This is a genomic window from Glacieibacterium sp., from assembly GCF_965200405.1.
GTDB lineage: Bacteria > Pseudomonadota > Alphaproteobacteria > Sphingomonadales > Sphingomonadaceae > Glacieibacterium.
Window position 1 is genome coordinate 3,386,646 of record NZ_OZ241356.1, and the last position, 23,058, is coordinate 3,409,703.

Sequence of the window (23,058 nt, forward strand, 5' to 3'; positions counted from 1 at the left end):
TGGCGATGCGTTCGACGACCAGCCTGTTGGTGCCGATCCTTGCGATGGCTGTGGCCGGCATGGCGGAACAGGCGTCGGCTCGGCCGCTGTCGTGCGCAACGGACATCGGCGCTGCGGCTGCGGCGCGGCGGGTGGCGATCTGCCGGTCGGTGTCACCCGCCACTCATCCGCCGTGCAACGTCGCCAACAGCTGCGCGATGATCGAGGACGAGATCGCGCGAAGCTGCGCCCTGTTCGACGGCAAGGGTACCCCAATGGCAGGGTGTACGCCGGCACCCAAAAGCATGGCGGCGGCCGCAGCGGTGGTGCAGCGCTATTATTCGGCGATCAACGCTCGCGACTTCGACGCCGCTTGGGCGCAATGGGGCGACAACGGCAGTCCCGGCCAGACGCGCGCGACGTTTGAAGCTGGCTTTGCCCGCACGCGATCGGTTCGGGTGGCGATCGGCAAGCTGGAGCCGGGCGACGCCGGCGCCGGTTCGATCTACCAGCCGGTGCCGGTCACGGTGACGGCGACGCTGACCAACGGCAAGCGGCAGGTCTTCCGTGGCAGCCATGTCGTGCGCCGCGTCAACGGCGTCGAGGGCGCCACGGCGGCGCAACTGCGCTGGCACCTCGGCTCGGCAAAGCTCCGCCGGCTGCGCTAGGCGTCGGCGTCGAGGACCAGCCGCGGTACCGTGCCCGGGTCCTTCAACGAGGCGCCGCGGCCGGACAGCGACGGGTTGGTCATGAAATAGCGGTGCAGGTTGAACGCCGGGCCGGCATGGACCAGGCGCTTGTACTGGCCCTCCGGGGTCAGCTCCCACGACTGTTCGGTGTCTTTCAGATTGGCGACCATGACCTGGTCGAGAACCTGGGCATGGACCGTCGCGTTCTCGATCGGCACCAGCACCTCGACCCGGCGGTCGAGGTTGCGCGGCATCCAGTCGGCCGACGAGATGAACAGCTTGGCCTTGCGCGACGGCAGTGCCTTGCCGTTGGCGAAGGCGAAGATCCGGCTATGCTCCAGGAAGCGCCCGATCACCGAGCGGACATGGATGTTGTCGCTGAGCCCGGGCACGCCCGGACGCAGGCAGCAGATGCCGCGAACGATCAGCTCGACGACGACGCCGGCCTGGCTGGCGGAATACAGCTTCTCGATGATGCCGGTGTCGACCAGGCTGTTGAGCTTGGCCCAGATCGAGGCGGGCTTGCCGGCCTGGGCGTTGGCGATCTCGGCGTCGATCAGCCCGTACAGCTTGTCGCGCATCGTCAGCGGCGCCATGCCAAGCTTCTCGAGATGCGTCGGCTTCACATAGCCGGTGATGTAGTTGAGCACCTGCGCCGCATCGCGCGCCAACAGCGGATCGGCGGTGAAAAACGACAGGTCGGTATAGATCCGCGCCGTCGCCGGGTGATAATTACCGGTGCCGAAGTGGACGTAGGTGCGGATGTTGCTGCCCTCGCGGCGCACCACCATCGACAGCTTGGCGTGGGTCTTCCACTCGACGAAGCCGTACACCACCTGGACGCCGGCCCGCTCCAGGGCGGCGGCCCACATCAGATTCTGTTCCTCGTCGAAGCGCGCCTTGAGCTCCACCACTGCGGTCACCGACTTGCCGGCCTCGGCTGCGTCGATCAGGGCGCGAACGATCGGCGAGTTCTTGCCGGCGCGGTACAGTGTCTGCTTGATGGCAATGACGTCGGGATCGGCGGCGGCCTGCTTGAGGAACGCCAGCACGACCTCGAAGCTCTCGTACGGGTGATGGACGACGAGGTCCTTGGCACGGATCGCGGCGAAACAGTCGCCGCCATGCTCGCGGATACGCTCCGGAAAGCGCGGCGTGTAGGTTTCGAACTTCAGGTCGGCGCGGTCCTCGTCGACCAGCATGGCGAGGTCGGCGACACCCAGGATGCCGGTGACGACGGTCGTGTCGCGGTCCTCGACCTTGAGTGCGTCGCGAACCAGGTTGCGCAACGAGGCCGGCGTCGAACCCTCGATCTTGAGGCGGATGACGGTGCCGCGGCGGCGCAGCTTGATCGCGGACTGATAGTAGCGAACGAGGTCTTCAGCCTCCTCCTCGATCTCGATGTCGGAGTCGCGGATGACCCGGAAAGCGCCGTCGCCGAGCAATTCGTAGCCGGGGAACAGCTGGCCGAAGAACAGCCGGATGGTGTTCTCCAGGCTGATGAAGCGCGCCACCTTGCCGGGAATGCGGATGAAGCGCGGCAGCATCGACGGCAGCATCAGCAGGGCGCGCAGGATCTCGTCGTCCGACGAGCGGCGCAGCTCCAGGATCAGGCTGAAGCCCTTGTTCGGAATGAACGGGAAGGGGTGCGCCGGGTCGATCGCCTGGGGCGTCAGGACAGGAAAGATCTGCTCGAGAAAATGCCGCTCCAGCCATTGCCGGCAGTCGGGGCTGAGATCATCGGCGGTCAGGACATGGAAGTCGGCGCGCGCCAGCAGGCCGACGAGTTCGGCCCAGACCTCCTGCTGATTGTCCATCAGCGCATCGGCGGTGAGCGCTATCGCCAGCAGCTGCTCGGCCGGCGTCGCGCCTTCCGGGGAACGCGTCTCGACGCCCGCATTGACCTGGCCGCGCAGACCGGCGACGCGGACCATGTAGAATTCGTCGAGGTTGTTGCCGCTGATCGACAGGAACCTCAGCCGCTCAAGTAGCGGATGGTTGCGGTTCGACGCCTCGTCGAGAACGCGCTCGTTGAAGGACAGCCACGACAGCTCACGATTGAAGTAGCGCTCTGTATCGGCGACACCGTCAACGACAGGATCGCGTGGCAACGGCTCTTGGCGCACTGCATGTATCATCCGGCGACTATAGTGCGACAATCATGACGCCACGATGACTGTTTGGTAAAACTCCGTGATGCAGCCTCGAATCATTTCGGTCGGTGCCGGGCGCAAGCACGGGCTCAACAAATTGCCGGCCTTGTCGATCCGGTTGCTGGAGGGCCACGGCGTCGAGGGCGACGCGCATTGCGGCGAGCGCATCAAGCATCGGTCGCGGGCACGCTTCAATCCCGGACTGCCGAACCTGCGCCAGGTGCATCTGCTGCACAGCGAGTTGCTGACCGAGCTCGCGGCGAGCGGCTTTGCGCTGTCGCCGGTGCAGATGGGCGAGAATGTCAGCACCGCTGGCCTCGACCTGCTCGGCCTGCCGCTTGGAACGAGGCTGCGGCTGGGAGACGATGCGGTGGTCGAGCTGACCGGCCTGCGCAATCCGTGCATCCAGCTGGAGCGGATGATGCCGGGACTGATGGACGCCTGCCTGGGGCGTGATGCGGACGGTGGGCTGGTGCGCAAGGCCGGCGTGATGGCGATCGTCGTGACGGGCGGCGAAGTTCGTGCCGGCGATGTGATTCTGGTCGAACTGCCCGATGTCCATGTGCCGTTGAAGCCGGTCTAGCCGTCCAGCGGCAACGCGAACTGTGCCTCCAGCACGTCGCGGGCGAGCGGCACGGTGACCGCCCTGCCCTCCGCCAGCGCCGCGGCGTCGAGCGCGGCGACAGTCAGCGAAACGGCGGCAAAGCTGCGTTCGATCCGGGTCAGGACATAGGCGGCGACCTCGGGCGGGACCCGCAAGCCCCGGTCGGCGAACTGCTTGGCCAGCACAGCGCCGAGCAACGCATCGTCGGGATCGGCGATGGCGAGCAAAGGCGTTGCCGCCAACCGCGACGCGAGATCGGGCAACCGGTGCGGCCATTCCCGCGGCGCCCGGCGCGCGATCATCAACAGTGGCGCGTCGATGGTCGCGGCATTCCACGCGTGAAACAGCGCCTCCGCATCGGCATGTTCGGCTGGATCGACGATCCTCGCCCCGACACGCGCCGCGAACAGCCGCGCGAGGTGACTTTTGCCCGATCCCTCCGGGCCGACCAGCAGGACCTGGGGCTGAGGCCAGTCGGGCCAGCGATCGAGCCAAGCCACCGCATCGGCGTTGGCCTCGGAGACGAAGAACTCCGACTCGCCCATGGCGATGCGGTAGGACAGCGGCAGCGGCAGCTGGCTCAGCACCGCGACGCCGGGCTCACTTCGGCTGGGCACCCGACAGCAGGTCGACGGGACCCCCGGCAGCAGCCGGCGGAGTCGTCGGCGGGGCGGCAGGCGGCGTCGCCGGTCGCGGCTGGCGATTACGCGGCGCTGGTACCGTCGGCGCATTCGGAATGATCGCAGCGGGCGGCGCAGCGGGGGATGCAGGCGACGCTGGCGGCGTGCCTGTCGTGCCACCCTCGACCTCCGCCCCATCGGCTGCCGCCGCGGCGTCGAGTGCGGTCACCGGTGGCGGGATCGGGACATCGGACGGCAGTCGTCGCCGCAGCGTCGTGCCGGTGGCGTTCGGCACCAGCCGCAGGCCACGCTGGTCGAGCTGGTACAGCAGCATGTCGCGGGTTTCGGAGAAGCGGATCGAAACCCGCGAGGTGCCGCCCAGCGACAGGCTGGTCACGCCGACGCCGGTGACCGTCGGCGTACCGCGCAACAGGGTCTCGGTCTCGCTCCAGCTGCGGGCGTCGGGCGTGCCGACATCGGCCTCGATGCTGTTGGCGCTGATCGCCGCGACCCCGGAGTTACCCAAGATGTCGGGCGACAGGCTGAGGATCGGCTCCAGTTCGACATCGAGCGCCGGATCGCGCGTCAGGCGACCGGCCCGCAACGCCTGGGTGTAGATCTCGTCGACGCGCCTGACCCCCTGGTCGAGCATCGCATCGAGCCCGGACGTGGCACCGGTACGCAACGAGAACCGCCCCAGCTCCTCGGCATCGGGACCGTGCCGCGCAATGAACTCGGCACCGATCGGGCCGCCCGGAAACTCGCGGACCAGCCTGACCTCGGCGACCAGCACGTCGGTAGTGCCGAAGCGGTTGAGGATGTTGCGCCACAACGAGCGGTCGGGCCGCGCGGTTTGATAGGCCGTCAACAGGACGTTATCGCCCGCCGAACCACTGGCCAGGACATAGTCGATCGGGCTCAGCGAATCGCTGAACCGTGCCCAGGCGCCGACCCAGGGCGTCTTGGTCTGGTAGATCGTCCGCGCGCCGCGATCGGTGAAGATCGGCAGCAACAGCATCGGCCCGGAGTGCTGGGCGGCCACGGTCCCGACGAAGTGCGCCGACGACCGCGCCCGGTCGAAGACGACTCCCAGCGTCGCGATATAGCGTGTCGTCGAGAAGCGCTCGCCCTGGATCTCGATGCCGGCGACCATTTGCTCGATGACGTTGTCGCCCAGCGCCGGCGCGGTATTTGCAGCTTCCCCGGTCAGCCGCGCCCATAGCAGCGGCCAGGCCTTGTGCCGCGCGATGCGATAGGCGGCCATGCGCGCCTCGTAGGTCGTCTTGGCCGAGGTATCGACGGCGATCCCGCCGATCACATAGGACGCGCCGCCGCCTGCCCCCTGCGCGGCGAGCGGTGCCGACACGAAGGCCGCCAGGAACAGGAACAACAGGACGCGGGTCACGCGCTGCTTTTAGCGGCTTGGCGCGGATTGTCATCACAGGGTTGCGTCTCGACGCCCCTTCGCCGGGATGACAGTCGGGGCCGGTCGCGCTAAGCCCCTCCACCATGGCCGACCAAAGCAACGACAAGCCCCTGACCTATGCCGATGCCGGCGTCTCGATCGCCGCGGGCAACGCGCTGGTGCGCGCCATCGCGCCGCTGGCCCGCGCCACCGCCCGCCCCGGTGCCGACGCCGAGCTCGGCGGCTTCGGCGGGTTCTTCGACCTCAAGGCAGCGGGCTACCGCGATCCGTTGCTGGTCGCCGCCAATGACGGGGTCGGTACCAAGCTCAAGCTGGCGATCGAGACCGGCAAGCACGACACGGTCGGCATCGACCTCGTCGCGATGTGCGTCAACGACCTGATCGTGCAGGGTGCCGAGCCGCTGTTCTTCCTCGACTATTTCGCGTCCGCCAAACTCGATCCGGAGGTTGCGACGACCGTCGTCGCCGGCATCGCCGAGGGCTGCAGGATCGCCGGCTGCGCGCTGATCGGTGGCGAGACGGCGGAAATGCCGGGCATGTACGCCGCCGGCGACTATGACCTCGCGGGCTTCTCGGTCGGCGCCGTCGAGCGCGGCGAGCAGTTGACCGGATCGGCGGTCGCGGTCGGCGACGTACTGCTCGGCCTGGCGTCGTCGGGCGCCCACTCCAACGGCTTCTCGCTGATCCGGCGGCTGATCGAGGGGCGGCGCCTCGACCGGCCCGCACCGTTCGATATCGAACTGACGCTCGGCGATGCGCTGCTGGAGCCGACGCGCATCTATGTCCGCAGCCTGTTGCCGGTGATCCGGGCCGGGCAGATCCACGCGCTGGCGCACATCACCGGCGGCGGGCTGCTGGAGAACATCCCGCGCGTCATGCCGCTGGACTGCCATGCGCGCGTCGATGCCGGGGCGTGGGAGCAGTCGGCCATGTTCGGCTGGTTGCAGGCGCAGGGTCGGATCGAGCCGGGCGAGCTGGCGCGCACCTTCAACTGCGGCATCGGCATGGTACTGTGCGTCGCCGCCGACATGGTCCCGACGGTCACCGACGCACTGACCGCGGCGGGCGAGACGGTCCATGTCATAGGCGCGGTCGAGGCCGGGCCGCGCGGCTGCACGGTGTTCGGGGGCAAGGAAGTCTGGAACAGCCGCGCCGCCTGGGAAGCCAGCCACCTTGCCTGAGCGCGCGCGCGTTGCCGTCCTGATCTCCGGGCGGGGGTCGAACATGGCGGCGCTGCTCTACGCCTCGCAGGCGCCGGGATGCCCGTACGAGATCGTGCTGGTCGCATCGAACAAGCCCGACGCGCCGGGGCTGGCGCTCGCTGCGGCCGAAGGTGTCGAGACCTTCGCCGCCAGTCACCGCGGCCTGACCCGCGAGGCTTTCGACACCATCATCGATACCGAGTTGCAGCGCGTCGGCGCCGATTATGTCGTGCTGGCCGGCTATATGCGACTGCTGTCACCCGAATTCGTCGCCCGGTGGCAGGGCCGTATCACCAACATCCACCCGTCGCTGCTGCCTGCGCACAAGGGGCTGGCTGTGCACGAAGCGGTGCTGGCGGCGGGCGAAAGCGTCAGCGGGTGCACGGTCCACCTGGTCACGGCGGAACTCGACGACGGTCCGATCCTCGGCCAGATCCGCGTCTCGGTGCTGCCCGGCGACACGCCCGACAGCCTCGCCGAGCGGGTGCATTACGCCGAGCACCAGCTGTATCCGCGCGTGTTGTCTGAGCTGGTCTCGCAGGATGTCGGCCCGGGGGCGTTGCTCGACCGGGTGCGGGCGCTGGCGCTGGCGCTACCGGCGGCGGAAGAGAAGCTGTCGCACGGCAGCCCCGGCTTCTTCGTGCAGGGTGGAAAGTTCTTCGCCTATTTCAGCGCCAACCATCACGCCGAGGGGATCACCGCGCTGCTGGTCAAGGCAAGCGGCGTCGAGGAACAGGCGATGCTGATCGACAGCGATCCGGATCTATACTTCCGACCGGCCTATCTTGGCCCGTCGGGATGGATCGGTATCCGGCTCGACACGGGCCCGGTCGATTGGGCCCATGTCGAGGATTGGCTGGCGCGGAGCTGGCGGGCGTCCGCGCCGAAGCGGCTGGCAGCTATGCCGTTCTAGATCAGCCCGTGATTTCTTCGGGCTTGAAGAAATAGGCGATCTCGGTGGCGGCGTTCTCGTCGCTGTCCGAACCATGGACCGAGTTGGCCTCGATGCCCTCGGCGTGCGTGGCGCGGATGGTGCCGGCTTCGGCGTTCTCGGGGTTGGTGGCACCCATGATCTCGCGGTAGCGCGGCACGGCGTTCTCGCCCTCGAGGACCTGGACGACGACCGGGCCGGAAATCATGAAGCCGACGAGGTCGTTGAAGAAGCCGCGCTCGCTGTGGACTGCGTAAAAGCCCTCGGCCTGCTCCTTGGACAGCTGCAGGCGCTTTTGACCGACGATGCGCAGGCCGGCGGTTTCGATCATCGCATTGACCGCGCCGGTCAGGTTGCGGCGGGTGACGTCGGGCTTGAGAATCGAAAAAGTGCGCGTGATGGCCACGGGGATCTCCGGATCGTTAAAATTGGGGCGGGAAAGCGCGGTTGCCTTACGGGCGAGTGGGCCAAATGGCAAGGTCAGCCCGCCTTCTCCCAACGTCCGCCCTCGCCTTCCTTCCAATATACCGGGCTGACCCCGTCACGGTGGCTCAGCGCCTTCCAGTGCCGGCGCGCCAATGCGAGCGCGTCCTCGTCGCCGCCGTCGAACAGGTATAGCACCCGCTTGTACGGCTCCAGGTCGCCCGGCAGCGTGCCGTCGACCACCGCCAGCAGGTCGGCGTCGTTGGCCGCGGCCTCGCCGCTGGTCAGCAGGATCGGCTGGGCCGCAGCGTCGTCACCGTCGATGGCATGCGGCAGGAACGACGCGGGATCATAGCTCCACAGCGCCCCGTCGAGCCGCGCCAGCAGCGCCGCATCGGTCGACCGCACCACCGTCTTCAGCCCCGCCGCCACCGCCTTTTCCAGCAACCGCGGCAGCACCGCGTCGAGCGGCTTCGACGCGAGCTGGTAGAAGCCGACCTCGGTCACTTGCCCTCGAAATTGTCCGAGATGAAGCGGTCGAGCAGACGCACGCCATAGCCCGTCGCGCCCTTGTCCCACAGCGCCCCGGCCTTGTCGGCCCAGACCATGCCGGCGATGTCGAGGTGCGCCCATTTCACGCCCGGCTGGATGAAGCGCTGGATGAATGCCGCCGCGGTGATCGAGCCACCCGGGCGCGGGCCGACGTTCTTGATGTCGGCGATCGGGCTGTCGATCATCTTGTCGAAGCTCTCGTGCAGCGGCATCCGCCACAGCTTGTCTCCGACCGCATCGCCGGCGCTGACCAGCTGCGCGGCAAGCTGGTTGTCGTTCGAGAAGATGCCACCGAACTCATGCCCCAGGCTGACGATCATCGCGCCGGTCAGGGTCGCCAGGTCGACGATCACGGCCGGCTTCAAATTCTCCTGCGCCCACCAGATCGCGTCGGCGAGGACCAGGCGCCCCTCCGCGTCGGTGTTGATGACCTCGATGGTCTGGCCCGACATCGAGGTGACGACGTCGCCCGGGCGGGTCGCCTTGCCGTCGGGCATGTTCTCGACCAGCCCGCAGACGCCGATGACGTGCGCCTTGGCCTTGCGTCCGGCCAGCGCCATCATCGCGCCGGTGACGGCACCCGCGCCGCCCATGTCCCACTTCATGTCCTCCATCCCCGCGGCGCCCTTGATCGAGATGCCGCCGGTGTCGAAGGTGACGCCCTTGCCGACCAGCACGACCGGCGTCGAGCTGTCGTCGCCGCTGCCGTTCCAGCGCATGACCAGCAGCCGGGCCTCGCGTGCCGAGCCCTGGCTGACGCACAGGATCGAGCCCATGCCGAGCGCTTCCATCGCGGGCTCGTCGAGCACTTCGATGGTGACGCCGAGATCGGCCATGACGCGGGCGCGTTCGACGAAGCTTTCGGGGTAGATGATGTTCGCCGGCTCGCTGACCAGGTCGCGGGTCAGGCGCACGCCCGCGGCAATCGCGTCGAGCGCGACATAGGCGGCCTCGGCACCGGCAGGCGCGTTGGCGATGGTCAGTTCGGCCAGCGTCGGCTTGGCCTTCTCCTTCATCGTCGTGTGATATTTGTCGAAGCGGTAGCTGCGCAGTTCGGCACCATGCGCCAGCCGTGCAGCAGCCTCGGCCGCGTCGATGGTCGCAGCAACACCGGCGAAATCGACCGTCACGCTGGTCTCGCCGCTGATCAGCAGCTTGGCCGCGATCGCACCGCCGAGCTTCTCGAATGTCGCCGCATCGGCCTTGGTCGTGTCGCCGAGCCCGGCAACCAGCAACCGCGAGCCGCCGACGCCCAGCAGTTCGACGATGCCCTCGCCCTCGAACCGTGCCGCCGCAACCGCACGTGCCACCTGGCCGCCGTGCTCGCCGTCGAGCGCCAACGCCGGTCCAGCCAGTGCACCCTTGCCGGCCAGAACGACGAGCGCGCCGCCAGAAACCGGGGCGGCAGTGTTGAAGACGATACGCATGGCAGACCCTCAAGATTAAAGAATGCATCTAGGCGCGCGCACTCGCTGGTGCAAACCGGCATCACCCGCGCGGCAATTTGGCGGTTGCCCCGCGGCCCGGCCCGGTCGTCGCCTTGCGGCGGGGCTTTGCCATGCTAAAGGTCGCGCCGCCCTGCCGCTGGAAACCACCGCTTGCCCTGTCGTCCCACTCTGCTCGCCGGTGTTGCGCTGCTGATCGCCGCTCCAGTCGCGTTCGACGCTGCCTATGCTGCGAAAAAGCCACCCAAGGCCAATGCCGCCCCCGCACCGGCCGCGGCCCAGTCGAACAATTCGGGCATGACCAAGCTGGAGCCCGGCGACGTCATCGACTTCAGTGCGGACGCCATGAGCTACTCCGACGATGCGCAGATCATCACGGCGAACGGCAACGTCCAGATCAATCGCGACGGTAACACGCTGACCGCCGACACCGTCGTCTACAATCGCAACTCCGGGCAGGTCGTCGCCAGCGGCAACGTCGTCACCGTCGACCCGGAAGGCAACCAGGCCTTCGGCGACCGCATCGAACTGACCGAGTCGCTGCGCGACGGCGCGATCGACAACATCCTGCTGGTGCTCAACGACGGCGGCCGACTGGCGGCAACCTCGGCGACGCGGATCAACGGCATCAGCACATTGAACCGGGCGGTCTACTCGCCCTGCTCGGTGACCGGCACCTCCGGCTGCTCGCACGCGCCGCTGTGGCAGATCAAGGCGCTGCGGGTTGTTCACAATCCGGCCAAGCACCGCATCTCGTACAAGCGCGCGACGCTGGACTTCCTGGGCGTGCCGATCGTCTATCTGCCGGACTTCTCGCACCCCGACGGCAGCGCCGGCCGTGCCTCGGGGCTGCTGCTGCCCGACATCGAGTATCGCAAGGCGCTCGGCATCGGCATCGGCATTCCGTATAATATCGCGCTCGGTCCCGACCGTGATGTGACCATCAAGCCGTGGGTCTATACCGGCATCAACCCGGCGCTGTCGGTGCAGGCGCGACGCCTGTTCAAGGGCGGCCCGGTCCAGATCGACAGTTTCTTCACCTACGCCAATCTGTCGGAATATGCTGCCGACAACACGACGCTGGTCGATCGCGGCGACAAGTTCCGCGGCTATATCGCGGCCAAGGGCCAGCTCCAGCACGACGCCAACTGGCGCTCGACCTTCTCGGTCCGGTTGACCACCGACGATACGTTCAACCGTCGCTACGGCCTCGATTACGACGACACGCTGCGCAGCACCTATAACCTGGAACGCTTCGGCGCCGAGTCGTACCTGTCGGTCTCGGCCTGGGCGTTCCAGGACTTGCGGGTCGGCGCCAGCGGCGGCGAGACACCGTTCGTCCTGCCGCTGATCGACTATCGCTACACGCCCGATGCGACGATCCTCGGCGGACGCGTGACCGTCGCGGCCAACACTCTTGGCCTGTACCGCACCAATGGGCAGGGCGAGGCCCGCGCCATCGCTTCGGCGCGCTGGGATCGCAGCGTCCTAACCTCTCTCGGCCAGCGCATCACCGCGACGGCCATGGTTCGCGGCGACCTTTACGACAGCTTCAACGTCGATAAAGCGACGCGCCCGGATTACGCCGGCAGTGGCCGCGTCGAAGGCCGGATCATCCCGGTCGCCGCGCTCGATGCCGAATGGCCGTTCGCCGGGCCGCTTCTCGGCGGCACCCAGACGATCACGCCGCGCGTCCAGCTGGTGTCGTCAGGCAGTGGTCATAACAACGGTATTCCGAACGAGGATTCGCGCGCCGTCGACCTCGAGGACACCAGCATCTTCGATCTCAACCGCTTCCCCGGCTATGATCGGTGGGAGGGCGGCTCGCGCATGACCTATGGCGCGACCTACAGCTTCCGCCGGCCGCGGTTCGAATTCTCGACCGAGATGGCCCAGTCGGCGCGCATCGACGACGGCATGGACCTGTTCCCCAGCGGCACCGGATTGTCGGGCCGGCTGTCGGACTTCGTCGGCCGGACGACGGCCAAATACGGCAGCTTCGTCACGCTGACCTATCGCTACCGCCTCGACAAGACGAGCCTGTCGGTGCGCCGCAACGAGATCGACCTGGCGCTGGGATCGACGGCGACCTACGCGACGATCGCCTATCTGAAGCTCAACCGGAACATCAACACCGAGGACCTTCAGGACCGCGAGGAGGTGCGCCTCGGCGGCCGGGTGGCGTTCGCCAAATACTGGTCGGTCTTCGGTTCGACGATCATCGACCTGACCTCGAAGGGAGAGGAGCCCACCTCCACCTCCGACGGCTTCTCACCGATCCGCCATCGCATCGGCGTGCAGTATGAGGACGAGTGCTTCCGGCTCGGCGTGTCGTGGCGCAAGGATTACACGCAGGACCGCGATTTCCGCCGGGGCAGCTCGTACCAGTTGACGCTGGCGTTCAAGAACCTCGGCTTCTGAAACAGGGGCGGAGTGCCCCTTTCATCCACAGTTCAGCCGTCCTCTGGCAAGCGGCTTCCCGTATGCCCCTCGAAGCTGTACAGCGATGCGCCGGCGGCGGCGGGGCTGCCAGGAGTGATGAATGCGGAAACTGACGATATTGGCGGCTGCCGCCACTGCGGCGCTGACAATCAGCGGCGCTGGACGGGCCCAGGACGTGATCTCCCAGCCGAGTTCGGACCTGGACGTGCATATCCTTGGCGACATCGACCCGCAGGTCCGCAAGGCCCAGGCGATCGTTAACAACGATGTCATCACCGACACCGATGTCGAGCAGCGCCTGAACCTGATCGTCGCGGCGAACGGTGGCCAGATCGATGGCGAGGAGCGCACACGCCTGCGCAACCAGGTGATGCGCAACCTGATCGACGAGAAGCTGCAGATCCAGGAAGCCGCCGCCAAGGACATCAAGGTCGACGAGCCCGACATCGATGCCGCCTTCAACCGCGTCGCGACGAACTTCAAGCAGACGCCCAAGGCGTTCGAGGAATATCTGCGCAACGCCGGCACCTCGCCGGCCGCCATCCGCAACCAGATCCGCGGAGAAATCGCCTGGAGCCGGCTGTTGCGCCGCAAGGTCGAGCCAACGGTCAACGTCGGTGACGACGAGGTTCAGGCGGTCATCGCCAAGCTGAACGCCACCAAGGGCAGCGACGAGTATAATCTTCGCAAGATCTTCCTGCCGGCGACGTCGGAGAACCTGCCGCAGGTGCTGACCTCGGCGAACGTCTATGTCGGTGAAATCCGCGGCGGGTCGTCGTTTACCGTCTATGCCCGCCAGGTGTCCGAGGACGCGACGCGCAACGACGGTGGTGCCATCGGCTGGGTTCGCCCGGGCCAGCTCAGCGACGCCGTGGCGCAGGTCGTCACCAAGCTCAACGTCGGCGACGTCAGCGATCCGTTCCAGGTGCCCGGCGGCGTCGAGATCTGGAAGCTTGAGCAAAAGCGCAAGGTCATGGGTGGCGATCCCGGCGAGGCCGTGCTGAGCCTCAAGCAGCTCGGCATCGGCTTCAAGCCGGACACCAGCGAGGAGCAGGCCAAGGTCATTGTCGCCAACTTCCAGGCGAAGACGCAGAGCATGGGCGGTTGCGGCGCGGCCGACCAGGTCGCCAAGGACCTCGGTGCCGAGATCGCAACCAATGACCAGCTCAAGATGAAGGACCTGCCGGCGCCGCTCCAGACGATCATGACGCAATTGTCGATCGGCCAGGCGACACCGCCGTTCGGCTCGGCCAAGGAGGGCATCCGCGTCCTCGTGCTGTGCGGGCGCGACGATGCGCCGACCCAGGCCAAGATGCCGACCTTCGACGAGGTCTATGCCCAGATGAACGACGAGCGGGTCAACCGCCAGGCGCAGAAGCTGCTGCGCAATCTTCGTCGCGACGCGATCATCGACTACCGTTGACGATGCCGACGACGCCAGCGGCGACTACATCGTGAAGCCACTGGCAGTCGCACTGGGCGACCCGGCTGGCATTGGCCCCGAAATCGTTGCCGCCGCCTGGGCGATGCGACGCCAGATGAACCTGCCGCCGTTCTTCGCGATCGGTGACCGGCGCAGCCTAGCCGCGGTCTGGGACGGGCCAGTCCAGACGCTGGGCGGTCCTGCCGACGCCGCCGCCGCGTTCGACGAGGCCCTGCCGCTGGTCCAGGTCGACGACCCCGGCGAGATCGTGCCGGGCGATCCCAACCTTGCCGGTGCGCGCTGCGCCCTCGACAGCCTGGAGATCGCCGTCGGCCTGGCGCGGACCGGCACTGCCGCCGGGCTGATCACCGGGCCGGTTTCCAAGGCACAACTGTACGCCATCGGCTTCACCTATCCGGGCCAGACCGAGTTCATCGCCGAGCGTTGCGGCGTCTCGACCGGCAACGTCGTGATGATGCTGGCCGGGCCCAGCCTGCGGACGGTGCCGGTCACCATCCACACGGCGCTCGCCGACGTCCCCCGGGCGCTGACCACCGAGTTGATCATGACGCGCGCACGGGTCACCGCCCGTGGCCTGCAGCGCGATTTCGGCATCGCCCAGCCGCGACTGTCGGTTGCCGGGCTCAACCCCCATGCCGGCGAAGGCGGCACGCTGGGGCGCGAGGAACTCGACATCATCGCTCCGGCGATCGAGGCGCTGCGTTTGGAGGGGCTGGACATCACCGGCCCGCATTCCGCCGACACGATGTTCCATGCCGAGGCGCGGGCGCGCTACGACGTAGCGCTGTGCATGTACCACGACCAGGCACTGATCCCGATGAAGACACTGGACTTCAACGACGGCGTCAACGTCACGCTGGGCTTGCCGATCATCCGGACCTCGCCCGATCACGGCACCGCGTTCAACATCGCCGGCAAGAGCATCGCCAGCCCCGATGCGATGATCGCCGCGATCCGCATGGCCGGCGCCTGCGCGGCGCGGCGCTGCGCCGGGTGAGCGACGACGCGGCCGGTCTGCCGATACCGAAAGACGCGCTCGCTGCGCTGCCGCCGCTGCGCGAGGTCATCGCCCGCCACGGTCTCGCCGCCAAGAAGTCGCTGGGGCAGAACTTCCTGCTCGACGGCAACCTGCTCGATCGTATCGCCCGGGTACCGGGTTCGCTGGCCGGCGCGACGGTCTATGAGGTTGGGCCAGGCCCCGGCGGCTTGACCCGCGCGCTGCTCCGCGCCGGAGCGAATGTCGTCGCCGTCGAGCGCGACGACCGTGCCCTGCCCGCCCTGGCCGAGCTTGCCGAGGCTGCGCCGGGTCGCCTGTCCGTGCTCGGCGGCGACGCCCTGAAGCAGGACGAAGCCGCGCTGCTCCCCCCGGGCACGCATGTCGTCGCCAACCTGCCGTACAACATCGGTACGGCGCTGTTCGTGCGCTGGCTGACCACCGACGCCTGGCCGCCGTGGTGGGCGACGCTGACCCTGATGTTCCAGAAGGAAGTCGCGCAGCGCATCGTCGCAGCACCAGACACCTCAGCCTATGGCCGCCTCAGCGTGCTGGCGCAGTGGCGCACCCTGCCCAAGATCGCCCTCGACGTGCCGCGCCAGGCCTTTACGCCGCCGCCGAGCATCACCTCGTCGGTGGTCCATGTCCGCCCGGTAGCGGCGCCGACTGGCGTATCGGTACGGACGCTGGAGACCTTGACTGCGGCGGCATTCGGACAGCGCCGCAAGATGCTGCGCGCCAGTCTCCGCGGGCTCGCAGGCGGCCCCGAGGCGCTGGAGCGATGCGGGATCGACGCGGCTCGCCGGGCCGAAACCCTCAGCGTCGCCGAGTTCGTCGAAGTCGCTCGCAGCCTCGACGCATCGCGCTAGTTCTTGGCGGTTGCCGGCGGGGCGGCAGCGTCTGCGGTCGCGACCGGTGCCGGCCGCGGCGCCGCCAGCGCAACCTCCAGCCTTTTCGCTGCCGGACAGTCTGCCTTGCACAGCGTCTTGATGCGCGCGAGGTTTAGATTGGCCCGCGCCGTCGCACCGCGCATCACCAGCGCCTTGCCCTGACCTTCCAACGCATTGAGGTCGTTGGGATCGAGGTTGAGCGCCTCGCGATAGAATTTCACGGCCTTGCCGGGCAGGCCCTGCGCCTCATAGGCATGCGCCATGCCGATATAGGCGCGACCATTGCGAGGATCGGCCGCAACCGCTGCTTCGAACGCATCGACGGCAACGAGTGGCTGGCCCTTGGCAAGCGCTGCCTCGCCGATCGTCTGCTGGCGCAGCGAGGCTGGCTTGAGCATATCGTCGCCGGCGCCCACGGCCACCGTCGAGACGGTACCCGCCACCAGCAGCGCCAATGGTATCGCCCAACTCTTGCGCATATCTACTCCCTCGCGCGCCCTGTAGTCGGACCCTAGCAGGCTCGCGCCAGACCCGCGATGAAAAATCCGTCGCAACCATTGTCCCCCGGCGTGAGCACGAGAGTCGATACGGCCGCGCCGCCATCGGGGTTGCGCAGCGGCGCGCGCTGCCACTCCGCGTTGCCGTCGAGGAATGCGTCGATCTGCGCCTCTCCCTCGGCAGGCAGTAGCGAGCAGACCACATAGACCAGGCGTCCGCCCGGCTTGACCAGCGCCGCGCCGATGCCGACCAACCGCGCTTGCTCGTCGGCGAGGCGGTCGAGGCGATCGGGGGTGAGTCGCCAGCGCGCCTCAGGATTGCGGCGCCAGGTGCCGGTGCCGGAACACGGTGCATCGATCAGCACCAGGTCGGCGGCGGCTTCGAGATCGGACAGCGTCTCGGCCTCGCGGCGCGGGTCGAGCAGGCGAGTCTCGATGATCGAGGCCCCGGCACGGACCGCGCGGGGTTCGAGCTGGCGCAGGCGAGCCCGGTCGGTGTCGGTCGCGATCAGGCGCCCTTCGTTGGCCATCGCTGCGGCCAGCGCGAGGGTCTTGCCGCCGGCACCCGCACACAGGTCGACCACGGTGTCGCCGGCCCGCGCAGCAGTCGCGAACATGGCGATCTGCGAGCCGAGGTCCTGAACCTCTATCCGGCCGTCGATATAGGCGGGCAACAGGTCGACGTTGAGCGGCGCGGTGGCGCGCAACGCGTCGGGGACCGCGGCGACCGGTTCCGCGGTCTCCAGCTCGGCAGCGACCGTATCGCGCTGCGCCTTCAGTGTGTTAACCCGCAGGTCTAGCGGCGCCCGCTCCAGCAGGGCGGCGAGCTGACGCGGCGTGTCGTCGCCGAAGCGCTGGTGCAGTTGCGCCTCCAGCCACGCCGGTGCGGGCGACGGCGCGGCCTCGGATTCGCTCACGGCAATCACGGCAGGGCTGTGGGCGCCACCATCGAAAAGCTCGAGCAACGCCGGGTCGACTGCCCGCGCATAGCCTAGCATCGCTGCCCGGCCCGTCTCCGGCCGCTCACCGATGGTCCGGATGACGGCGTAGATCAGCTCCCGCACCGCACGCCGGTCCTTCGACCCGGCGTAGCGCCGCGTCTGGAAATAGCGAGAGATGATCGTGTCGGCGGCAGCTCCCCCGTCGCGAGCGGCGGCGACGATCGCTTCCAGGCAGTCGATGCTCGCCTGGACCCGTGCGGCTGGCAGCACTCAACCGGCCGGGTAGTTCGGGGCTTCGCGAGTGATCGTCACGTCATGGACGTGGCTCTCGCGCAGGCCGGCGTTAGTGATCTGGATGAACTCGGCGCGCTCGCGGAAGTCGGCCAGCGTTGCCGCGCCCGAGTAACCCATCGCCGCCTTCAACCCGCCCACCAGCTGGTGCAGCACGTCGACCGCCGGGCCCTTGAACGCCACCTGCCCCTCTATGCCCTCCGGCACCAGCTTCAGCTGGTCCTTGATATCCTGCTGGAAATAGCGATCCGCCGAGCCGCGCGCCATCGCTCCGACAGAGCCCATGCCGCGGTAGCTCTTGTAGGTCCGCCCCTGCCACAGGAAGGTCTCGCCCGGTGCCTCGGTGGTCCCCGCGAGCAGCGAGCCGACCATCACCGCCGAAGCGCCGGCTGCCAGCGCCTTGGCGATGTCGCCACTGGTGCGCAAGCCGCCGTCGGCGATGACGGGCACGTCGCCTGCCCCGCGCGCGGCGTCGATGATCGCGGTCAACTGGGGCACGCCGACACCCGCGACGATGCGTGTCGTGCAGATCGAGCCCGGCCCGATGCCGACCTTGATGCCGTCGGCACCCGCGTCGATCAGCGCCCGCGCCGCCTCCGCCGTGGCGACGTTACCGGCGATGACCTGCGCCGAGTTGGAGATGCGCTTGATGCGGCGCACCGCGTCGGCGACGGCGATGTTATGGCCGTGCGCGGTGTCGACGATGATCAGGTCGCACTCGGCGTCGAGCAGCGCCTCGGTGCGCGCAAAGCCATTGTCGCCGACGGTGGTGGCCGCGGCAACGCGCAGCCGCCCCGCGGTGTCCTTGGTCGCGTCGGGATAGGTTACGGCGCGCTCGATGTCCTTGACGGTGATCAGCCCGATGCAATGCCCGGCGTCGTCGACGACCAGCAGCTTCTCGATGCGGCGCGCGTGGAGCAGCTTGCGCGCCTCCTCGCTGCTGACCCCGGCGCTGACCGTCGCCAGGTTTTCGGACGTCATCAGTTCGCGGATCGGCTGCGCCGGGTTCTCGGCAAAGCGCACGTCGCGGTTGGTGACGATGCCGGCCAGTCGACCCGAGCCCTCGATCACCGGGATCGACGAAATTCTGAACCGCCGCATCAACTCCAGCGCATCGCCGAGCGTCTGGTCGACGCGCATGGTCACCGGGTTGACCACCATGCCGCTCTCGAAGCGCTTGACCTGCCGCACCGCAGTCGCCTGCTCCTCGACGGTCAGGTTGCGGTGCAGGACGCCGATGCCACCGGCCTGCGCCATGACGATCGCCATGTCGGCCTCGGTGACAGTGTCCATCGCCGCGGACAGGATGGGGATATTGAGCCCGATCTCGCGCGTGATCCGAGTCCGCGTATCCGCGTCGGTCGGCAGCACCGAGGATGCCGCCGGCACCAGCAGCACGTCGTCGAAAGTCAGGCCGAGCCGGATGTTCATGATTGCGTCCTCGGGCGCCTGCGGGGTGCGGCTATATAGAGGCGGAGGCCCAAGAATGCTACCGCGTTCGGGCCGGTGCCTCGGTCGTCCCGCTGAACATCCGCCGCAGTTGACCGAAGCCACACCCTCGCGGCAATGGGAACGCGCGTTGTGAGATGGTTTTCGTAAGCCACGGACGTGCTCGTGATTCATAGGGGAGATGCTCGTGGCCGTATCCGGTGTTCGCGCGGTTGGATGGATCCTGAGCGCGGCAGTGCTGCTTCCGCTGGCAGGGGTGACGCCGCCGCACGCCAGTGCGCAACCGGCTGCGTCCGGCGATCTCGCGCAACAGGACATGATGGCCAAGCTTGGCTTGCAGCGGATGAAGCCGGGCCCGAGCGGCGACGTCAACGCCCCCAATTCCGCCAATTACGACGAGACCATCGCTGGTCCACAGTCGGAACTGCCCGATCCGTTGCGGACCGCCGCCGGCAAGCCGGTAGCTACCGCCGAGGCATGGTGGAGGACGCGCCGGCCCGAGATACTGGCGGCGTTCGAGCGCGAAGTTTATGGGCGTGTCCCGGATACCGCGCCCCGGATCGACTGGCGTGTCGACAGCACGGACCGTGAGTTCGTCGCGATGAAGCCGGTGATCGCGCGCCGAATGATCGGGCACGCCGATAACAGCGCCGCTCCGCAGATCGCGGTCGACATTCGCATGACCGTGGTCGTTCCCGCGAACGCCAAGGGGCCGGTGCCGCTGCTTATCATGTTCGGCCGCGACGACTTTCCGGCGCCGTCGCAACCGTCGCGCGCCGAGTTCGAGCGGATCGATGCCGGGCTCAAGAAGCTGCTGGTGACACAGGATCCGGCACTCGGACCGGTGTTCGACGCCCATCCCGCCTTCATGCTCCACACCCAGCCGGCCTTCACCCCGCCGCAGCGCGATGCGAAGGGTAACTTCCCGCGGCCCGAGCAGATCATCGCGGCGGGCTGGGGCTATGCGATGCTCGACACCGACACGATCCAGCCTGACAATTCGGCGGGTCTGAGCCGCGGTGTGATCGGCCTCGCCAGTCGGGGACAGCCGCGCCAGCCGGACCAATGGGGTACGTTGCGCGCCTGGGCCTGGGGCGCGAGCCGTGCTTTCGATGTGCTCAGCCGGGACACTGCCATCGACCCACGCCGGATCGGGATCGAAGGCGTCTCGCGCTATGGCAAGGCGGCGCTGGTGGCGATGGCCTTCGATCAGCGCTTTGCGACGGGCCTGATCGGATCATCCGGCAAAGGCGGCACGACCTTGCTGCGCCGGAATTTCGGTGAGGACGTCACCAGCCTGACATCGGCGAGCATTACTGGATGGCCGGCAATTTCCTTAGGTACGGAGCCGCGCAGGGCAAGGATGTGCGGACCCCGGCGGAGCTGTCGGTCGACTCGCACGAGCTGATCGCCCTGTGCGCGCCGCGTCCGGTGTTCATCAGCTATGGCATTCCGGACGAGGGCGACGCCCACTGGCTCGATCACCGAGGCAGTTTCATGGCCGCGGTCGCAGCCGGAAAGGTCTATCGACTGCTCGGCGCGCGCGACCTGGGCCAGGGCGACGACTACCGCAAGGCCGTCATGCCGCCAGTCAAGACCGGCCTGCTCGACGGTGCATTGGCTTGGCGGCAGCATGACGGCGGTCATACCGACACGCCGAACGTCACCATTTTCCTGAATTGGGCCGACAAGCAACTCGGCACGACGGCCCGGTCGGGCGTCACGAGGCATCGGTGGCGATCAGCACCTGGCCCAAACAGCACCATACCTCCCCCCGGGACGGGAGGAGGTATGGATCGAACGAGTAACTATGAGGCGTGTGCCCGGCTTCAGGCGGCCTTGGCCAGATACGCCATCCAGTACTTCGCCAGCTGAGCGCGCGGCCCGCTGGTGACGGCCTGGAAAGCGGTGGTCGCGCCGGCCTTGTCGCCAGCCATTGCCAGCGAGGCACCGAGACGGAGATTGGCGGTGTTGGCGTCGACGCCGCCGGCCTTGGTCAACGCCAGACGGTACATGTCCGCCGCCTTGGCGTAGTTGCCATAGCTGTAGAAAGCGTCGCCGGTGCCGAGCGCAGCCTTGCCGTTAGGCGACTTGGGGGCGTCACGCTCCAGGCCGGCAAGACCAGCCTTGTCGGCGGGGATGCTCTTGTTGGCGGCGGCGTAAAGCTCTTTCTCGAACGGCTTGCCGGCCAGCTTCTTGGCGGCGGTGCCTTCATCGAGCACGGCCTTGGCCTCTCCGGGCAAGCCCTTCTCGATCGCTATATTAGCATACTCCTGATACTCGCGCTCAGGGCCGATCGCCTTGGCAGCGCGCATCAGGCGGAAGGCGTCGAGCGAGAACTGGTCGTCGGTGCCAGCGCCATCACGGGTGATGTTGAGCGCCAGGTTCCAGTTCTCGGGCGTCGGATAAGCAGCGATCAGGGCTGCCGCGCCGGTGCCGGTCTCAGCCGCCATCTTCTTGTCGAACGCCAACGCAAGGCGCTTGCGATACCAGGACTCAGGCGCCGGCTGACCGGTCGCGACCTTGGCGGCGATCGCCTTGTCGAACGTCTGGATCGCCTGCGCGGTCTGGTTCTGGTCGGAGTAAAGGATCGCCAAGTTGAGGACGTTGTCGGGATCCTCAGGCGCCAGGGCGACAAGCTGCTCCGTGTACTTGGTTGCGGCGACATAATCGCGACGCTGCTGAGCCAGGGCGGCAAGGTTGCGCAGGAACTTGGGCTTCTCCGCCGCGGGCAGGAACGGGCTGTCGACCATGGTCTTCAGCGCCTCTTCGAGGGCAGCATTGTCCTTTAGCGTCTGCGCCGCGGCCAGCTTTGAATTGGCGAGGTAGAAGCTGTCGGTCGGGTTGAGATTCCCGGCAGCCTCGGCAGCGCGAACCTGGGTCAGCACGCCGGCATTGTCGCCAGCCTTCTGCGTCGTCTCGATCGCGATCAACGCAGTGCGGACCGGCTTCGAGATGTTCTTGGCGTCAAGCTTGGTCGTGTCCTGAGCGGCAGCAGGCTTTTCCTTGGCCAGAGCAGGCGTTGCGACGCCGACAGCAAGTCCGGTGCCCAGCAGTGTGGCGACCAGCGCGCGTGAAAATGTCCTCATCGTCGTCTCCCATTGGATTTTGGTGTTTGGCTAAGCGCGGGCGGGGGATGCGTCAATCTTTTGGCGTAAATCTCTCCGGTGTAATCTCATTATGCTTGTGGCGATTAACGCGATTTGAACATCCCCGGGTCCGGTCTATCAACACCGTTCGTCGTCATTTCCGGACCCTAGATGATTGCTGTCCTGTCGCCTGCCAAGACCCTCGACGAAACCACGCCGGTTCCCAACGTCGAAGCCACGCTGCCGCGCTTCATCGACCAGGCGGCAACGGTCGCCAAGGCCGCGGCGAAGCTCAGCCCCAAGGCACTGCAGAAATTGATGCACATATCGCCGGGCCTGGCGGAGCTGAACGCCGGCCGGTTCAAGGCATTCGAGGTGCCGTTCACGCCGGAGAATGCCAGGCCGGCGTTGTATATGTTCGATGGCGACGTCTACACCGGGCTCGACGGCAAGTCCCTGGACAAGGGCGGTGTCGCGTTCGCGCAGGAGCATGTTCGGATTCTGTCGGGATTGTACGGCCTGCTGCGGCCGCTCGACCTGATGCAGCCCTATCGCCTGGAGATGGGCGTGCCGATGAAGGTCGGTGCGAAGCGCGACCTGTACGCGGTCTGGGGCAAGAAGGTCGCCACCGCCCTGTCCGAAGAACTGGCGGACCATGCCGACACGACGTTGATCAACCTGGCGAGCAAGGAGTATTTCGGCGCGGTCAAGGTCGACGCCCTGCCCGGCGCAGTGATCGCGATCGATTTCCGCGACGACCATGACGGGGAACTGCGGTTCAACACCTTCGTCGGCAAGGAAGCTCGCGGCGCGATGGCACGCTACATGGTCGACGAGCGGATCGATCGCGCGGATGGGCTTAAGGGGTTCAAGGCGTTGGGCTACAGCTTCAAGGCGGCGCATTCCGATGACGGGCGCTGGGCTTTCGTACGCAAGGCCGGGCCGAAGAAATAGACGCACGCAAAAGGGGCCGGACTTGCGCCCGGCCCCCGACAAT

21 protein-coding genes are annotated in these 23,058 nt (G+C 67.5%); 11 read left to right on the top strand and 10 right to left on the bottom strand.

Annotation, left to right across the window (positions count from 1 at the left end):
- The first annotated feature begins 5 nt into the window (after positions 1–5).
- A complete protein-coding gene (locus ACOFKW_RS15965) occupies positions 6–647 on the top strand; it encodes a nuclear transport factor 2 family protein (protein WP_419815112.1) in 642 nt (213 codons plus the stop codon).
- On the opposite strand, the gene ACOFKW_RS15970 is transcribed toward ACOFKW_RS15965, so the two are convergent.
- Positions 644–2,806 carry an RNA degradosome polyphosphate kinase gene (locus ACOFKW_RS15970; protein WP_419815113.1) on the bottom strand — a complete coding sequence of 721 codons (2,163 nt, stop codon included), beginning with the start codon at positions 2,804–2,806 and terminating at the stop codon, positions 644–646. The genes ACOFKW_RS15965 and ACOFKW_RS15970 overlap by 4 nt on opposite strands.
- Positions 2,807–2,864: 58 nt before the next feature.
- On the opposite strand from ACOFKW_RS15970, the gene ACOFKW_RS15975 reads away from it, so the two are divergent.
- Positions 2,865–3,404, top strand: coding sequence for an MOSC domain-containing protein (locus tag ACOFKW_RS15975; RefSeq protein WP_419815114.1), 540 nt, complete (start codon positions 2,865–2,867; stop codon positions 3,402–3,404).
- Here the strand turns inward: ACOFKW_RS15975 and ACOFKW_RS15980 are convergent.
- Positions 3,401–4,042: an HdaA/DnaA family protein gene (locus ACOFKW_RS15980; RefSeq protein WP_419815115.1), complete on the bottom strand. Its 642-nt coding sequence runs from the start codon at positions 4,040–4,042 to the stop codon at positions 3,401–3,403. The genes ACOFKW_RS15975 and ACOFKW_RS15980 overlap by 4 nt on opposite strands.
- Positions 4,026–5,450 (bottom strand): heavy-metal-associated domain-containing protein, encoded by a 1,425-nt coding sequence (locus ACOFKW_RS15985; RefSeq protein WP_419815116.1) that lies wholly within the window; start codon positions 5,448–5,450, stop codon positions 4,026–4,028. The genes ACOFKW_RS15980 and ACOFKW_RS15985 overlap by 17 nt, the downstream gene beginning before the upstream one ends.
- A 104-nt stretch (positions 5,451–5,554) precedes the next feature.
- Between ACOFKW_RS15985 and purM the strand changes: the two genes are divergently transcribed.
- On the top strand, positions 5,555–6,652 hold the full coding sequence (purM, locus tag ACOFKW_RS15990; RefSeq protein WP_419815117.1) for a phosphoribosylformylglycinamidine cyclo-ligase: 1,098 nt from the start codon (positions 5,555–5,557) through the stop codon (positions 6,650–6,652).
- A 43-nt stretch (positions 6,653–6,695) separates the two neighbouring features.
- On the top strand, positions 6,696–7,586 hold the full coding sequence (purN, locus tag ACOFKW_RS15995; protein WP_419816981.1) for a phosphoribosylglycinamide formyltransferase: 891 nt from the start codon (positions 6,696–6,698) through the stop codon (positions 7,584–7,586).
- Between the two features lies 1 nt (position 7,587).
- Here purN and ndk read toward each other — a convergent pair whose 3' ends face one another.
- From ndk to ACOFKW_RS16010, 3 genes are all read right to left on the bottom strand, one after another.
- Positions 7,588–8,010, bottom strand: a complete 423-nt coding sequence (ndk, locus tag ACOFKW_RS16000) for a nucleoside-diphosphate kinase (RefSeq protein WP_419815118.1) — start codon at positions 8,008–8,010, stop codon at positions 7,588–7,590.
- Between the two features lie 74 nt (positions 8,011–8,084).
- Positions 8,085–8,534: a DNA polymerase III subunit chi gene (locus tag ACOFKW_RS16005; protein WP_419815119.1), complete on the bottom strand. Its 450-nt coding sequence runs from the start codon at positions 8,532–8,534 to the stop codon at positions 8,085–8,087.
- Entirely contained in the window at positions 8,531–10,006 is a 1,476-nt protein-coding gene (locus ACOFKW_RS16010; protein WP_419815120.1) for a leucyl aminopeptidase, read from the bottom strand. The genes ACOFKW_RS16005 and ACOFKW_RS16010 overlap by 4 nt, the downstream gene beginning before the upstream one ends.
- A gap of 171 nt (positions 10,007–10,177) precedes the next feature.
- Here ACOFKW_RS16010 and ACOFKW_RS16015 point away from each other — a divergent pair, with 171 nt between their 5' ends.
- The 4 genes from ACOFKW_RS16015 (at position 10,178) to rsmA (ending at position 15,773) form a co-directional block, all read left to right on the top strand.
- Positions 10,178–12,445 (top strand): LPS-assembly protein LptD, encoded by a 2,268-nt coding sequence (locus ACOFKW_RS16015; RefSeq protein WP_419815121.1) that lies wholly within the window; start codon positions 10,178–10,180, stop codon positions 12,443–12,445.
- A 121-nt stretch (positions 12,446–12,566) separates the two neighbouring features.
- Positions 12,567–13,889: a peptidylprolyl isomerase gene (locus tag ACOFKW_RS16020; protein WP_419815122.1), complete on the top strand. Its 1,323-nt coding sequence runs from the start codon at positions 12,567–12,569 to the stop codon at positions 13,887–13,889.
- Positions 13,890–13,917: 28 nt separating this feature from the next.
- A complete protein-coding gene (gene pdxA / locus ACOFKW_RS16025) occupies positions 13,918–14,907 on the top strand; it encodes a 4-hydroxythreonine-4-phosphate dehydrogenase PdxA (protein WP_419816982.1) in 990 nt (329 codons plus the stop codon).
- Complete coding sequence (gene rsmA / locus ACOFKW_RS16030; protein WP_419815123.1) at positions 14,904–15,773, top strand: 16S rRNA (adenine(1518)-N(6)/adenine(1519)-N(6))-dimethyltransferase RsmA; 870 nt, start codon at positions 14,904–14,906, stop codon at positions 15,771–15,773. Before pdxA ends, rsmA begins: the two co-directional genes overlap by 4 nt.
- Here rsmA and ACOFKW_RS16035 read toward each other — a convergent pair.
- From ACOFKW_RS16035 to guaB, 3 genes are read right to left on the bottom strand one after another with little or no spacing between them, the layout of a single operon-like run.
- Positions 15,770–16,273 carry a tetratricopeptide repeat protein gene (locus ACOFKW_RS16035; RefSeq protein WP_419815124.1) on the bottom strand — a complete coding sequence of 168 codons (504 nt, stop codon included), beginning with the start codon at positions 16,271–16,273 and terminating at the stop codon, positions 15,770–15,772. The genes rsmA and ACOFKW_RS16035 overlap by 4 nt on opposite strands.
- Before the next feature lie 32 nt (positions 16,274–16,305).
- Positions 16,306–17,502 (bottom strand): RsmB/NOP family class I SAM-dependent RNA methyltransferase, encoded by a 1,197-nt coding sequence (locus tag ACOFKW_RS16040; protein WP_419815125.1) that lies wholly within the window; start codon positions 17,500–17,502, stop codon positions 16,306–16,308.
- Positions 17,503–18,954 (bottom strand): IMP dehydrogenase, encoded by a 1,452-nt coding sequence (gene guaB, locus ACOFKW_RS16045; RefSeq protein ID WP_419815126.1) that lies wholly within the window; start codon positions 18,952–18,954, stop codon positions 17,503–17,505. It lies immediately after the preceding gene.
- A 205-nt stretch (positions 18,955–19,159) separates the two neighbouring features.
- Here guaB and ACOFKW_RS16050 point away from each other — a divergent pair, with 205 nt between their 5' ends.
- On the top strand, positions 19,160–20,380 hold the full coding sequence (locus ACOFKW_RS16050) for a hypothetical protein (RefSeq protein WP_419815127.1): 1,221 nt from the start codon (positions 19,160–19,162) through the stop codon (positions 20,378–20,380).
- Positions 20,293–20,847 carry a hypothetical protein gene (locus tag ACOFKW_RS16055; protein WP_419815128.1) on the top strand — a complete coding sequence of 185 codons (555 nt, stop codon included), beginning with the start codon at positions 20,293–20,295 and terminating at the stop codon, positions 20,845–20,847. The genes ACOFKW_RS16050 and ACOFKW_RS16055 overlap by 88 nt, the downstream gene beginning before the upstream one ends.
- Here ACOFKW_RS16055 and ACOFKW_RS16060 read toward each other — a convergent pair.
- Complete coding sequence (locus ACOFKW_RS16060; RefSeq protein WP_419815129.1) at positions 20,802–22,061, bottom strand: tetratricopeptide repeat protein; 1,260 nt, start codon at positions 22,059–22,061, stop codon at positions 20,802–20,804. The genes ACOFKW_RS16055 and ACOFKW_RS16060 overlap by 46 nt on opposite strands.
- Before the next feature lie 171 nt (positions 22,062–22,232).
- Here ACOFKW_RS16060 and yaaA point away from each other — a divergent pair, with 171 nt between their 5' ends.
- Positions 22,233–23,015, top strand: coding sequence for a peroxide stress protein YaaA (gene yaaA / locus ACOFKW_RS16065; protein ID WP_419815130.1), 783 nt, complete (start codon positions 22,233–22,235; stop codon positions 23,013–23,015).
- The last annotated feature ends 43 nt before the right edge of the window (positions 23,016–23,058 follow it).